Origin of the sequence: Providencia sp. wls1916 (assembly GCF_009706585.1) — a bacterium.
Lineage (GTDB): Bacteria > Pseudomonadota > Gammaproteobacteria > Enterobacterales > Enterobacteriaceae > Providencia > Providencia lanzhouensis.
Genome location: NZ_WLUL01000009.1, coordinates 156,882 through 170,435, shown reverse-complemented (window position 1 = coordinate 170,435; position 13,554 = coordinate 156,882). Strand labels below are relative to the sequence as shown.

General features: G+C 42.1%; 12 protein-coding genes. 4 read left to right on the top strand and 8 right to left on the bottom strand.

Annotated elements, in window-relative coordinates; all coding sequences use genetic code 11:
- Positions 1-7: 7 nt before the first annotated feature.
- Positions 8-916 (bottom strand): AEC family transporter, encoded by a 909-nt coding sequence (locus GKR61_RS04005; protein WP_036948104.1) that lies wholly within the window; start codon positions 914-916, stop codon positions 8-10.
- 216 nt (positions 917-1,132) lie between these two features.
- Between GKR61_RS04005 and GKR61_RS04000 the strand changes: the two genes are divergently transcribed.
- Positions 1,133-1,672 carry an NADAR family protein gene (locus GKR61_RS04000; protein ID WP_036948323.1) on the top strand — a complete coding sequence of 180 codons (540 nt, stop codon included), beginning with the start codon at positions 1,133-1,135 and terminating at the stop codon, positions 1,670-1,672.
- A 63-nt stretch (positions 1,673-1,735) separates the two neighbouring features.
- Here GKR61_RS04000 and GKR61_RS03995 read toward each other — a convergent pair whose 3' ends face one another.
- The gene (locus tag GKR61_RS03995) at positions 1,736-2,194 is read right to left on the bottom strand and encodes a GNAT family N-acetyltransferase (protein ID WP_154599288.1); all 459 of its coding nucleotides are present in this window, start codon (positions 2,192-2,194) and stop codon (positions 1,736-1,738) included.
- A 102-nt stretch (positions 2,195-2,296) separates the two neighbouring features.
- Here GKR61_RS03995 and pdxR point away from each other — a divergent pair, with 102 nt between their 5' ends.
- The 3 genes from pdxR to GKR61_RS03980 all read left to right on the top strand — a co-directional run bounded on the left by pdxR (position 2,297) and on the right by GKR61_RS03980 (position 5,033).
- Complete coding sequence (pdxR, locus tag GKR61_RS03990; protein WP_036948110.1) at positions 2,297-3,784, top strand: MocR-like pyridoxine biosynthesis transcription factor PdxR; 1,488 nt, start codon at positions 2,297-2,299, stop codon at positions 3,782-3,784.
- A 94-nt stretch (positions 3,785-3,878) separates the two neighbouring features.
- A complete protein-coding gene (locus GKR61_RS03985; RefSeq protein WP_036948113.1) occupies positions 3,879-4,460 on the top strand; it encodes a YebB family permuted papain-like enzyme in 582 nt (193 codons plus the stop codon).
- Between the two features lie 246 nt (positions 4,461-4,706).
- The gene (locus tag GKR61_RS03980; RefSeq protein ID WP_154599289.1) at positions 4,707-5,033 is read left to right on the top strand and encodes a hypothetical protein; all 327 of its coding nucleotides are present in this window, start codon (positions 4,707-4,709) and stop codon (positions 5,031-5,033) included.
- Between the two features lie 118 nt (positions 5,034-5,151).
- Here GKR61_RS03980 and ahpF read toward each other — a convergent pair whose 3' ends face one another.
- The 6 genes from ahpF to GKR61_RS03950 form a co-directional block, all read right to left on the bottom strand.
- Positions 5,152-6,726: an alkyl hydroperoxide reductase subunit F gene (gene ahpF, locus GKR61_RS03975; RefSeq protein WP_036948118.1), complete on the bottom strand. Its 1,575-nt coding sequence runs from the start codon at positions 6,724-6,726 to the stop codon at positions 5,152-5,154.
- Between the two features lie 126 nt (positions 6,727-6,852).
- A complete protein-coding gene (gene ahpC / locus GKR61_RS03970; RefSeq protein WP_006659869.1) occupies positions 6,853-7,416 on the bottom strand; it encodes an alkyl hydroperoxide reductase subunit C in 564 nt (187 codons plus the stop codon).
- 221 nt (positions 7,417-7,637) lie between these two features.
- Positions 7,638-8,765, bottom strand: a complete 1,128-nt coding sequence (locus GKR61_RS03965) for an ABC transporter permease (protein WP_036948121.1) — start codon at positions 8,763-8,765, stop codon at positions 7,638-7,640.
- A 2-nt stretch (positions 8,766-8,767) separates the two neighbouring features.
- Entirely contained in the window at positions 8,768-11,509 is a 2,742-nt protein-coding gene (rbbA, locus tag GKR61_RS03960) for a ribosome-associated ATPase/putative transporter RbbA (protein WP_195848380.1), read from the bottom strand.
- A gap of 41 nt (positions 11,510-11,550) precedes the next feature.
- Positions 11,551-12,621: an HlyD family secretion protein gene (locus tag GKR61_RS03955; RefSeq protein ID WP_154599290.1), complete on the bottom strand. Its 1,071-nt coding sequence runs from the start codon at positions 12,619-12,621 to the stop codon at positions 11,551-11,553.
- 401 nt (positions 12,622-13,022) lie between these two features.
- A complete protein-coding gene (locus GKR61_RS03950; protein WP_154599291.1) occupies positions 13,023-13,499 on the bottom strand; it encodes a GNAT family N-acetyltransferase in 477 nt (158 codons plus the stop codon).
- Positions 13,500-13,554 lie beyond the last annotated feature (55 nt).

Here is a 13,554-nt window from a genome sequence, read left to right as displayed (position 1 = left end):
AATAATCTTATTGGGTAATTAATGTTAAAACTAGCGGTAATGTAATAACGGCAAAAATAGTTTGGAAAGTAATGATCCCCGCCATTAATTGACTATCTCCATTAAGTTGCTTAGTTAAAATATAGGATGTTGGTGCAGTAGGTATGGAGAAAAAGATAACTAAAAGCACACTTTCTAATGTAGGTAATTCAAATAAATAAGCCGTAAATGAGGCTAGAATAGGCATAGCAAGCAAGCGAAACAATGTTGAAACCATAATAGGCTTAAACTCTTTTCTGAGCGTTGCTGTTTGTAATGCCCCACCAATGCAAATTAGCCCCAAAGGTAAGCTGGCTGCTGCCAATAATTTTAAAAATTGATCAGACCCAAATGGTAAACCTATCGGTAATAAATTTAATAATATTCCTACGACACAAGAAATAATCAATGGGTTTTTCACAATAGGCATGGCTAACTGCTTTAATGAAACTTTTTTTCCTGCACTTAACGACAGTACCGCAATAACATTACAACTGGGAACTAAAATCGCCATAATCACCGCTGAAATCGCAATCCCTTCTGATCCAAAAAGATCCGCAACAATCGCCAATCCTAAATAAGTATTAAAACGAATGATTCCTTGAATGTGAGCTCCAAATCGTGGGATTGGTATTCTAAATAAATATTTATTTATCACGACAAGCAGTGAACTTACAGCAAGGATGAAAAAAATGGCGCAGGCAAGATAGGGTAATTTGGGATTATTGAGTGGCGCACTCGCCAAACTGTTTATTAATAATGCAGGAAATAAAATAAAGTAATTGAGTTTTTCTGCGCTAGGCCAAAAATCGGCAGAAAATAGTGCTGTTCTACGTAAAACAAAACCCATTGCGATGAGAGCAAACAACGGCCACAACACGAGTAAGATCTTTTCCATGATTAAGAAATTCTTTTTTTTCAAACCATTATGAATTGATAAATGTGACTATATCGTTAAAATCAATGAAACGTTAGTTAAAAAAAGCGATACATATAGATACCTTTCCAGAGTGTGAGCTTTATTCAAAAATACAGTGCAGGTTTTTCCGATAGCCAACACATTTATTTATCGTTACTCTCATTAAATCTAATTATTATTTTTCAAGTTAGTCCTATGGATATAAAAAACCTTTGTAAGCTCTACCGAACTGGTAAGAAATTTAAGTATGTCTTTTTCTGGGGTCATCAATCCAAACAACAGCAAATTACAAAAAGCTGTTTTAGCCAATGGTATCCCGCCCCTTTTATCGTTGATGGTAACCGTTTCGCCAGTGCTGAACATTTTATGATGGCAGAAAAAGCGCGTTTATTTGGTGATAGTGAAATTCTGCAAAAAATTATCCATGCTCCGAATCCTGGAGCAGCCAAAGCCTTTGGACGAGAAGTTCGTGGCTTTAAACAAGATATTTGGGATGCAAACCGATTTGATATTGTTGTAAAAGCTAATTTAGCCAAGTTTTCTCAAAATGACGCGCTAAAGCAGTTCTTATTGGCAACCAATGAGCGTGTCCTTGTGGAAGCGAGCCCTGTCGATAAAATATGGGGAATTGGTTTAGCGGAAGATACGGAGAATATTGAAAATCCGCTTACGTGGAAAGGCTTAAATTTATTGGGCTTTGCATTAATGGAAGTACGGACACAATTAGCCAATTAAGATTTTTAGCACAAATATCCCGCTGTTATCAAACAGCGGGTCTTCATTTTATTGAATACTCATTTATAGTGGCATTCTATATTCAATAACACCCGGTTTTTCTGCTACCCAATTGTATAACTTTTGTCCACGTAAATTGGTTTCCTGGGTATGCCAATATAAACGTCCACACTGTTTCTGCTGCGCTTGTTGCTGAACAAACTCAATTAATTGCTTCCCTACATGGCGGCCACGAACTTCAGGGGTCACATAAAGATCTTCTAAATAACAAAAATCATTTTCTGCCCAAGTGGAACGGTGGTAAAGATAGTTCACAAAACCAACTACTTTGCTCCCTTCTAATGCGACAGCACAGTGCATTGGTTCTTTTTCGTCGAAGAAACGAGCCCATGCTTTTAATGTAATTTCTTCGCTTAAATCCACTTGATAAAATTTTTGATATTCCAGCCAATAAACTAACCATTCTGGGTAGTGCTCAAGGGAAACAAACTCAATAGATACCGGTAGTTCTGCATTATTCATAATAACCCTTCCATTTGTAGACATATAACTGAATGAGGTTATAGTACAGAGCTATCTGGTACTGTATAAGATACACTTTTGTTATTTATTTAGGATCCACTTATGAGACGAAAGCAGCAAGCTCAGTTCCCACTGTTATTAATTGAACAGGGTCGAATTAATGAAGGAGTTTACCATACGATCCGTAATGCAATATTGGATGGACGAATTGCTGCTGGCCTAAAATTACCTTCGACTCGGGCTCTAGCTGAGATGATGTCAATTTCTCGTAACTCGGTAATTGCAGGGTTTGAACGCTTAATCGATGAAGGTTATTTATATTCAAAGCAAGGCTCTGGAACCTATGTTTCTGCACAAATTCCTGATGAGCTAGTTCGTCCAATCAGCACCAAACAGGCGGCTTCCCAACAAGAGAATCCTGCACTTTATCTGAACCCCATATTGAATAACCTTCAGCCACTTTGGGAACAATCACGTCCAAATACCAATAAGCGCTCAATATTTAATATTGGCGTTGGTTGTGTTGATCAGTTTCCCCATGACCTTTGGGGGCGGTTATTAGGAAGAGTTTGGCGAAAATCCAAGCATGATATCACGCACTATAATCATCCTGATGGCTATATACCACTCAAAAAATTATTAGCTGATTATGTGCGTTCAACCCGAGGTGTTCATTGCAATGACAAGCAAATTATTATCGTCAACGGAACCCAGCAGGCAATAAATTTAGTAGCTAAAGTCTTATTAAAACAAAGCGATACTGTTTGGCTCGATGACCCTGGTTATGATAGTGCTCGTGCAATTTTAACCGCCGCTGGCGCCAATATTTCACCGATCCCTTCCGATAATGAAGGAATGAATATTGAATACGCGGCTGCACATCATGGTGATGCCAAACTGATTTACACCACACCATCACATCAATTTCCACTTGGAACAACTTTAAGTTTACCCCGCCGTCTTGCACTATTAGATTGGGCGCAACAGAACAATGCTTGGATATTTGAGGACGATTACAACAGCGAATTTCGTTTTCTATCCAAACCGATTCAAGCCTTACAAGGGCTTGATAATCATCAACGTGTTATATATGCCGGTACATTTTCTAAAATGATGTATCCCGGTTTTCGCCTTGGATTTTTAATTGTGCCAGAAAGTCTGAGTGAAGCTTTTACGATGATGAAATATTACAGTGACAGTCATTGTAGTTATTTAGAACAAGCCGCTTTAGCGCAGTTTATTCAAGAAGGTCATTACGCGAGACATATTCGTAAGATCCGCAAAATTTGTTATGAACGCCAAACTGCTTTTTGCCAATCCATCAATCAATATCTCCCGCATATTTTTGATGCCCAAATGAATGATTCAGGAATTCATACCGTCTGTTGGGTAAGAAAAGGCTATAACTTAGAGATTATCCTAGAACAGTGTCGTAACCTTGGTTTTGGTGCACAACCATTATCTCGTTATTGTATTAACAGCCAAAATAATGATGCCATTCTATTTGGATATGCCGCCCACACTGAACAAAAAATCATCCAGAATATTCAGTTATTAAGTGAAGCATTGTTGAAAATATACCCAAGTTAAACAGAAATGATATTCGCCGCAATTCCGATTGCCGCTAGTATTGGACGGCTTATAAGATGACCTCAATGTAACTTTTCACTCTATTGAGGTGTCTATGACAAAAATAAGCTACCCATATGAACTGGAAATCGGTGACATTGTTTTCACCAGTATCGGCACTGAAGTTTTTCGCCAAATCGCTTCTGCATCAAAGTGTTGGAGTAACCATGTGGGCATGATCATCGGTCATGATGGTGACGATTATTTAGTGGCTGAAAGCCGCATTCCTTTATCGACTACCACCACATTATCCCGTTTTATTGCCCGCTCATCTGAGCATCGTTACAGTGTGCGCCGCTTATCCACACATTTAACCGAGGCACAAAAACAAGCGTTAGTGACACAAGTTTTTCCACGATTAAATAAGTTTTACCATACAGGGTTTAAATACGATTCATCACGCCAGTTTTGTTCCAAATTTGTATTCGACATTTACCAATCTGCCCTATCTATTCGTATTGGTGAAATCGAAACTTTCCAAGAATTATTAACAAAAAATCCGAATGCCAAATTAAAATTCTGGAAGCTGTGGTTTATTGGTTCCATTCCTTGGGAGCGCACGACCGTCACCCCTGCTAGCTTATGGCATCATCCAGAGCTTTCTTTGGTGTACCGTAGTCACGAAGATATTCATTAATCCCTGCATTTAACAACTGATTGATTGACTCTGACTACACAGATAAAGAGCCCTGAACCACAGGGCTTTAGCTAGCAACTCAACGTTTTTAGGAGTAACTTCAGCACTATCTTCACGCTATTTTTTGACTCTATTTCCTCATCAAAATACCCTCCTACCCCATACACCGATTTTTATGCCCGTTCGTTTGTTCAAAACGCAATTAATGGATGAGCACGTTCAGTAAAAGGATTGAGGAGAAACGCAATGGCGAATCAATTCCGAGAAAAACAAGTCCCTTTAATGTTATTTGTTTCTTACAGCGATAATTCATTTAAACAACATCATCCAAGAGCATCTCATGGGGGAAATAATATGGATTCAAAGTTAAATAGCTTAGAAAAAGAAATCGATAAAATGAAAAATGATCTGCATGAAGTCAAAACCAATATCGCCATAATTAAATCCAACTATTCCACCAAAGAAGCTTTAGCCGCCAGCGCCAATAAAATCATTTTATGGTTTGTGGGTAGTGTGATATTGACTCAATTACTACCAGTGGTGGCTAGAGTTGTGGATGTGTGGGTAAAGTGATTAGCAATTATATTAATGAAATTGCCTTACTTATCTTGATTATTAGAACCACAAAAAAAAGGCACTCGCCCCCGAGTGCCTTTTGACTACAACTCACTGAATTTAGAGTAAAAAACTCCTATTCAGCGGTTCTGGTACTTGTGCGGATAAGGTAGTCAAATGCGCTCAATGCGGCTTTGGCACCCTCTCCGGCGGAAATGATAATCTGTTTATAAGGCACTGTTGTACAGTCACCAGCGGCGAATACGCCCTTCACACTCGTTTCATTACGTGCATCGACTTCGATTTCGCCCATACGATTGCGAGCAACAGTATCACCTAACCAATTGGTATTTGGTAATAAACCGATTTGAACAAACGCACCGGCTACTTCCAAAGAGTGCACGCTTTCATCCGTGCGGTCTTTGTACTCTAAGCTAGTCATCTTGCTGCCATCGCCTTTAACTTCAAGCGTTTGAGCATTCAAAATAATATCGATATTGCTCAGGCTGCGGGCTTTGGCTTGCAGCACGGAGTCCGCTTTCAATTCTGACGCGAATTCCAATACCGTCACATGCTCAACGATACCCGCTAAATCGATAGCTGCTTCGATACCGGAGTTACCACCACCGATTACCGCGACGCGTTTGCCTTTAAACAATGGACCATCACAGTGAGGACAGAATGTCACTCCTTTTGTGCGGTACTCTTGTTCGCCCGGAACCCCCATATTTCTCCAGCGTGCGCCAGTAGCAATAATAATACTGCGCGCCTTCATCACACCGCCTGATGCAGTTTCGATTTGGTGATATCCGCCAATTTGTTCAGCAGGAATAAGCTTAGTGACGGATTGACCATCAATCACATCCACATTGTAGCTATCCACATGATTTTTCAGGGCGCCAGCTAAAATTGCACCTTCAGTTTTTAATACCGAGATATAGTTTTCGATATCAACGGTATCCATGACTTGCCCACCGAAACGCTCACCGATAACACCGGTACGAATGCCTTTACGCGCAGTATAAACCGCAGCGGATGCACCCGCTGGACCACTACCGATGATCAGAACTTCAAATGGGTCACGTTCGCTAATCGCTTTTGCCGCACGCGCGTCAGCATTGGTATCCACCTTGCTCACGATTTCGCTTAATGTCATGCGACCTTGACCAAATTCTTTGCCGTTTAAGAAAACAGCAGGAACACCCATGATGTTGCGTTCATCAATTTCGTTTTGGAACAGCGCACCATCAATCGCCGTATGGCTGATGTTCGGATTCAATACCGCCATTAAGTTCAGCGCCTGCACGACGTCAGGGCAGTTATGGCAAGATAATGAATAGTAAGTTTCAAAGTTAAAGTCGCCTTCCAGCCCTTTCACTTGATCCAACAATTCTTGTGCTTCTTTAGATGGATGACCACCCACTTGCAGGAGAGCAAGCACTAAAGAGGTAAATTCATGGCCTAATGGTGAGCCCGCAAAACGCACGCCAATATTAGTCCCTGGGTTGGTGATTAAAAATGAAGGTGTTCTTTGTGCAACATCGTGCTCTTCACGCACAGTCACCTTGTCAGACAGCGACGCAATTTGTTCAAGTAATTGTTTTATTTCAATTGATTTTGCGCTGTCATCTAAATTCGAAACTAACTCTACGGGTTTAGTTAATCTTTCCAGATAGGCTTTTAATTGAGCCTGTAAATTATTATCGAGCATGTAATCCCCTTGGTCATAAAATCGGGTACATATACCCGTCGAATAGCCCGTTGCAGGCTTTTACTTAATTGTGTTTAGCGCCTGCAACGTGGCTTATTTTGCAATATTCTTATCGAGGGTTATCGATTAGATTTTGCCGACTAAATCTAAAGATGGAGACAGTGTTGCTTCACCTTCTTTCCATTTAGCTGGGCAAACTTCACCTGGGTGGCTTGCAACGTATTGAGCAGCTTTAACTTTACGCAGTAAGTCAGCAGCGTCACGACCAATGCCTTCCGCAGTGATTTCGATAGCTTGGATGATACCTTGTGGGTCAACAACAAATGTACCACGGTCAGCCAGACCTTCGTTTTCACGCATGTTTTCGAAGTTACGAGTCAGAGCACCTGTTGGGTCGCCGATCATCGCATATTTGATTTTACCGATGGTTTCAGAGCTTTCGTGCCATGCTTTGTGAGTAAAGTGGGTGTCAGTCGATACAGAATAGATATCTACGCCCATTTTTTGGAATTCAGCGTAATGGTCAGCAATGTCGCCTAATTCAGTTGGGCAAACGAAAGTGAAGTCCGCTGGATAGAAGAAGAAAACGCTCCATTTACCCGCAACATCTTTCTCTGTTACTTCGATAAATTTACCGTCTTTAAAAGCTTGATTAGAAAAAGGTTTGATTTGAGTATTAATTAATGACATTTGATGTCCTCCTGTTTGGTTGACTATTAAGTTACTGTTTCGCAGAGACTTAATCCAATCAGTCGTTGCTATCGATTTGATAGGCAAAATCTAATCATTAATTAAAAATTGATAGGCATAGCATTTTATATGGTGCAGCATTAGAACGCTTGCCGATAAAATCTGCAAGCGTTTTGTGAGAAGTAATTCGAGGTAATTTAATGGGAGCTGATGCAATAAAACTATGCCATTGTGGCAATGGTTTTGCGAAAGCGCATTAATGCAAAGCTGAAGAATACGCTACCAATGACCACTAAAATAACAAACTGCGGCCACACAATTTCGAATCCCGCACCACGATATAAAATGGCTTGCGCTAGGCTAACAAAGTGGGTTGTCGGCATGGTTAGCATGATGTCTTGCACCAGTTGCGGCATACTTTCACGGGCAGTCATCCCCCCAGAAAGCATGTTTAATGGTAACAACACTAAGATCATCAATAGACCAAATTGTGGCATTGAGCGTGCAATCGTCCCCATAAAAATCCCAATCGATGTGGTGGCAAACAGGCTGAGCGCCACCCCACACATAAACAGCAATATCGACCCTTCAATCGGTACTTGCAGCAAGGTTTTCACCACCAGCAACAGTGAGACTGCCGAGGCAATCAGTACCACTAATCCCATCGACCAAATCTTTGACATCATGATTTCAAAAGGCGTTAACGGCATCACCATTAAATGCTCGACGGTACCATGTTCACGTTCTCGGATCAGTGCAGCGCCAGTTAGAACAATCGATAACATTGTAATGTTGTTAATGATAGCCATCACCGAACCAAACCAAGATTGCGTTAAGTTTGGGTTAAACCGCATACGCACTTCAAGATCAACCGGTAAACGCCCTTGGCTGCGGTATTTCGCCAAAAATTCGTTCACTTCTCCTAAGGTAATATTCTGAATGTAGCTATTCCCTAAAAAAGCCTGACTCATACGTGTTGCATCGATATTAACTTGCAATTGAGGATGGCGCCCTGCAAGTACATCCCGTTGAAAGTTAGGTGGAATATCAATTGCAAACGTATAGGCACCTCTATCCAGTAAGCCATCTATTTCATTCGGTACAATATCCGCTGGCGGTAAGAAATACGGTTCATAGAAGCTATTAATAATACGGTTTGAAAGCTGGGATTTATCCTGATCTGCAATGGCTATCGGAGCATTATGCAGTGAACCCGGCGTTACCGTTGCAGATGAATAAATCGAGACAGTAAACGCAAACACAATCAGCGCCAGCATCGCTTTATCACGCCCTAAGCTTCGTAATTCTTTCACGCCTAAGTTAAAAATATTCTGTATTTTACGAAACATCCCTATGCCTCCTGCTTTTTCAGGAAATAAACACTCAAGCCAATCACAATCGGGATCGTGATGGCTAGCGGGATAAATGAAGCTTGTAAATCAAAGAAATTAAGCCCTTTAGAGAAGGTTCCCCGTGTGATCGTCAAAAAGTGGGATGTTGGGTAAATCTGCCCTACCCAGCGACCAATCCCTTCCAAGGAAGAAACTGGGTCTATCATGCCGGAAAATTGTGTCGCGGGGATCAAGGTAATAATCGAGGTCCCAAAAATGGCCGCGATTTGGCTTTTCATAAAACAGGAAATCAGCAGCCCCATTCCCGTTGCAATGGTGACATACAAAAATGCCGCTAAACTCAATGACAAGAAACTACCTTTAAATTCCACACCAAAAACATAGACGGATAAAATGCAAAGTAAAACAAAGTTGAACATCCCTAAAACAATATAAGGAAGTTGTTTACCGAGCAGAAATTCTAATTTGGTGATCGAGGTGACATAAAGGTTAATAATTGAGCCCAACTCTTTTTCACGCACTACACTGAGCGCGCTGAGCATTGCAGGGATCATCATTAATAATAGAGGAATAACGGCGGGAACAATCGCCGGTAAGCTACGAACATCCGGGTTATAACGATAGCGTGTTTCAATATCAATAGCCGGAATTCCTGCAACACCTGCCGGCTGACGCGCCGCCATCGTGCTTAACCACGCTAAATGCATCACTTGCACATAACCACGCACCGTTTCCGCTCGGTTTGGCATCGCACCGTCTATCCATACGCCCAGTTTAACGTTATTTCCTTTGGCAATATCACGAGCAAAATTAGGTGGAATTTCAATCGCCACAGTGATTTTTCCGCTGCGCATACCTGATTCGAGCTGCTCATAATCTTGCAATGGAGGCTGCTCAATAAAATAGCGAGAACCTGCTAAGTTCAGCGTATAACCTTGGCTTAAGCCCGTTTGGTCTCGGTCGAGCACAGCAAAACGTAGGTTTTCCACGTCCATGCTGATCCCATATCCCATGATAAACATCAGGATCACCGTCCCTAATAACGCTAATGTGGAACGTACAGGATCCCGCCGTAACTCCATACCTTCACGAATGCTATAGCTAAATAAGCGTCGTAAACTGAAGCGTTTTTTGAGTGCTTCCGCTGCTTGCTCTTTCAGTTTTGCATCCACATGAAATTCAGGGGCGGTCTCTTTGCCCGTATCTTTATCGCCCACCGCATCCTGCAAATAGGCAATAAACGTGGCTTCTAAGGTATCTAATCCACGCTTTTCGATCAGGTTTTCTGGCGTATCGCAATCCAGTACTTTGCCCGCATGCATCAATGAAATACGGTCGCAGCGTTCCGCTTCATTCATAAAGTGGGTGGAGATAAAAATAGTGACACCGTCACGTCTTGAAAGATCGACCATTAAGTTCCAGAACATATCCCGCGCGACAGGGTCAACCCCAGAAGTCGGTTCATCAAGGATCAGCATTTCCGGCTGATGGATAACCGCCACAGCCAAAGAGAGGCGTTGGCGTATCCCTAGGGGTAAGTCATCAGGCAGCGTTTCACGCACATCCTCCAAGTCAAAACGCTGGCACATTTCATCAATGCGCTGGTTAATTTTATCTTCGGGAATGTGGAATAGTTTGGCATGTAATTCAAGGTTTTGCTGAACACTTAATTCGCTGTACAAGGAGAAAGCTTGGGACATGTATCCCACGCGTTTGCGGGTTTCAATATCTTTTGGATCAATCTCTTGCCCGAAGAGCCATGCTTGCCCTTCACTGGCTTGCAATAAGCCTGTTAACATTTTCATGGTGGTGGATTTACCACACCCGTTGGAACCTAAAAAGCCGAATATCTCCCCTTTCGGAATTTTAAAATTCACATGATCCACCGCCACAAAGTTACCGAAACGCATCGTTAAATCCTGAGCTTCGATAGCGATAACGTCATCACCTCGTGTATCTCGAGGAGGAATAACCACTTTTTGGTGACCAGCACGTTTTTCTTCGGGTAATAACGCGATAAAGGCCGCTTCGAGGTCATTACAACCCGTTTGGGCTTTTAATTCAGAAGCATGCCCAGTTGCCATCACCTTGCCATCATCCATCGCCACCAACCAATCAAATCGCTCCGCTTCTTCCATATAGGCCGTTGCCACCAGCACGCTCATATTGGTTTGGCGTTCTCGAATGCGGTCGATAAGATCCCAAAACTGTGCCCGAGATAAGGGGTCAACTCCCGTTGTCGGTTCATCAAGAATTAATAAATCTGGGTCATGAATTAACGCACAGCATAACCCTAGCTTTTGCTTCATTCCTCCCGATAACTTTCCTGCGGGTCGGTCTTTAAAGGGAGCTAGCCCTGTACTTTCAAGAAGATCCTGAATGCGATACGCTCGCTCTTCATTGGATTGCCCAAATAATCTGCCGAAAAAATCCACGTTCTCGTACACGGAAAGCGTATGGTAGAGGTTTTTTCCTAACCCTTGAGGCATGTAAGCAATTTTAGGGCAAACGTTGCGACGATGGTCGCTGTTATGCATGTCCCCATTGAGTACATTGACTTGCCCCTGCTGGATCACACGGGCGCCTGCAATCAGTGACATTAAGCTTGATTTGCCCACGCCATCGGGACCAATCAGCCCCACCATTTTTCGAGCAGGAATTGCGAGAGTGATGTCATCCAACGCACAGTTATCACCGTAATGTTGGCTGACATGCTGTAAATCAACAATCACATCATCCATCAATTTATCGGTCTTTGTTTTATGGATCATTGTGTTAGCGATCATTGTGGTAATCTCACCTCAAGATCAGCTGGCCATGCGGCTTGTGCATCTAAGCGAACGTATGCTTTTCCGGGCAAACCTGTTTTGACATATTCAAGGTGTTTTTCCAGCAATTCAGGAGAAATACGTGCACGAACGCGGAACATTAGTTTCAAGCGTTCATTTTGGGTTTCCACTGTTTTAGGCGTAAATTGTGCAACACTGGCAACGAATGAGGTTTTGGCTGGGATCACAATATTTGGGGCTGCATCGAGAATAATATGAACTTCACTTCCAAGAGCAACCTTGCCAGCTTGTTCTGTTGGCAAGAAAAAGGTCATATACACGTCACTTAAATCCACCATGTTCAGCACGCGACCACCCGCACCAAGGACTTCACCTGGCTCCGCCACTCGATATTGAATGCGTCCATTACGTGGTGCTTTTAGAATACTGTCTTCTAAATCAGCCGTGATGCGTCTTTCTGTTGCCGTTGCAGCTTCTACGCGGTTTTTCGCTTGGACGATACCCGCTTGTGCAGAGTCAATGGCGGCGGTGGATGCAGCAACTTGAGCCTTTGAAGCTTCAAGCGCAGCCTTTGCACCTTGCATTTGTGCTGTGTCGTCATCCACTTGCTGTTGAGAAACGGCTTTAGTTTTCACTAGGACGCGAGAACGATTTAACCGTTTTTGTGCAGCATCTAGCTCCGCTTCACGTTGACGAACGACTGCCTGAGCCGCCAGCTTTTCACTTTTGCGCTGCACTAACCCTGACTCTGCCGTGGCAACCGCACTAATGGCTTGCCGTAACTGAGCTTGTACTTCATGGAGTTGTTCCTGTAGGGCACGGGTATCCATACGGGCGAGTTCTTGCCCTTGTTGGACAAAGTCCCCTTCTTTGACAAGGATGGTATCAATTCGCCCCGCTGTTTTAGTCGCTATATCTATCTCGGTGGCTTCAATTCTGCCATTACTTTGTGCAAAACCCTCTGGAAGACTACTCGAGTTTTGGTTCCAGTAATAATATCCGGCCGCTATAATTGCCAGAACCAAAATAAGATAAAACGATACTTTGCGCTTATTTATTTTCATACCATCCCTTCTCTATTCATTGAATAAATTAGTGAACCACAGTTGTTTTTGGTCGATAATTAAATTAATTAGTCACATTACAAAACTGTTTTCTCTTGAAATAAATATCATCTACATTTTATTGTTTTATTATTTTTATAACGGACAAAGTCTATATAACAGCCATTTTGCGATGCTATCTTATTATTTATTATAACTTTATCAGAATTTAGCTTAGGTTAAATCGTTATGTATCACAAAAAAGTCACCCTCTCGAAAAAAGAGATTGTTTCAAGTGTAGATAGGAATATAAAAAAGTAACAATAAAGCCAGCAACGTTATTTGCTGGCTTTGACATGGTGATGAAAATATTATTTAAGCGTTAATGTTTTTTTAGCAGTTAATATTGCTTTGCTAGCAAATTAATTGGCAAACTTCGCAATTTTTTCAGCATCCATGCGATATCGAACCCATTCGTCTTGTGGTTGTGCACCGATGCTTTGGTAAAAATCAATGGCTGGCTGATTCCAATCTAATACGCTCCACTCTAAGCGCTGGCACTGGCGTTCAAAAGCCAATTGAGCAATGTGCTTGAGGAGTTTTTTTCCTGCCCCCGCGCCACGGCACTCGGGTGAAACGTACAAATCTTCTAAATAAATCCCATTATTGCCTAACCATGTTGAATAACTGGTAAAAAATACGGCATAACCCGCCGGTTTACCGTCAACGTAACACAGTAACGCTTCGGTTTTGGAGTCTGGTGCGAACAATGAGTTTTCAATATCAGCAACACTGGCTTTTACTTCATGACGCGCTTTTTCATAGACGGCTAACTCAATAATCATGTCTAAAATCAGCGGGGCATCTTCACGGGTTGCCGTTCTAATTTGTATATCCATTATTATCTCTCTTGTTGTTTGAGGCTCAATTTTAACCATCGATGGCGCTAAACCC

Bases quoted from the DNA above. Each gene is read 5' to 3' on its own strand.
- GKR61_RS04005 (WP_036948104.1), bottom strand. From the start codon at position 916: ATGGAAAAGATCTTACTCGTGTTGTGGCCGTTGTTTGCTCTCATCGCA.
- GKR61_RS04000 (WP_036948323.1), top strand. From the start codon at position 1,133: ATGGATATAAAAAACCTTTGTAAGCTCTACCGAACTGGTAAGAAATTT.
- GKR61_RS03995 (WP_154599288.1), bottom strand. From the start codon at position 2,194: ATGAATAATGCAGAACTACCGGTATCTATTGAGTTTGTTTCCCTTGAG.
- pdxR (WP_036948110.1), top strand. From the start codon at position 2,297: ATGAGACGAAAGCAGCAAGCTCAGTTCCCACTGTTATTAATTGAACAG.
- GKR61_RS03985 (WP_036948113.1), top strand. From the start codon at position 3,879: ATGACAAAAATAAGCTACCCATATGAACTGGAAATCGGTGACATTGTT.
- GKR61_RS03980 (WP_154599289.1), top strand. From the start codon at position 4,707: ATGGCGAATCAATTCCGAGAAAAACAAGTCCCTTTAATGTTATTTGTT.
- ahpF (WP_036948118.1), bottom strand. From the start codon at position 6,726: ATGCTCGATAATAATTTACAGGCTCAATTAAAAGCCTATCTGGAAAGA.
- ahpC (WP_006659869.1), bottom strand. From the start codon at position 7,416: ATGTCATTAATTAATACTCAAATCAAACCTTTTTCTAATCAAGCTTTT.
- GKR61_RS03965 (WP_036948121.1), bottom strand. From the start codon at position 8,765: ATGTTTCGTAAAATACAGAATATTTTTAACTTAGGCGTGAAAGAATTA.
- rbbA (WP_195848380.1), bottom strand. From the start codon at position 11,509: ATGGATGATGTGATTGTTGATTTACAGCATGTCAGCCAACATTACGGT.
- GKR61_RS03955 (WP_154599290.1), bottom strand. From the start codon at position 12,621: ATGAAAATAAATAAGCGCAAAGTATCGTTTTATCTTATTTTGGTTCTG.
- GKR61_RS03950 (WP_154599291.1), bottom strand. From the start codon at position 13,499: ATGGATATACAAATTAGAACGGCAACCCGTGAAGATGCCCCGCTGATT.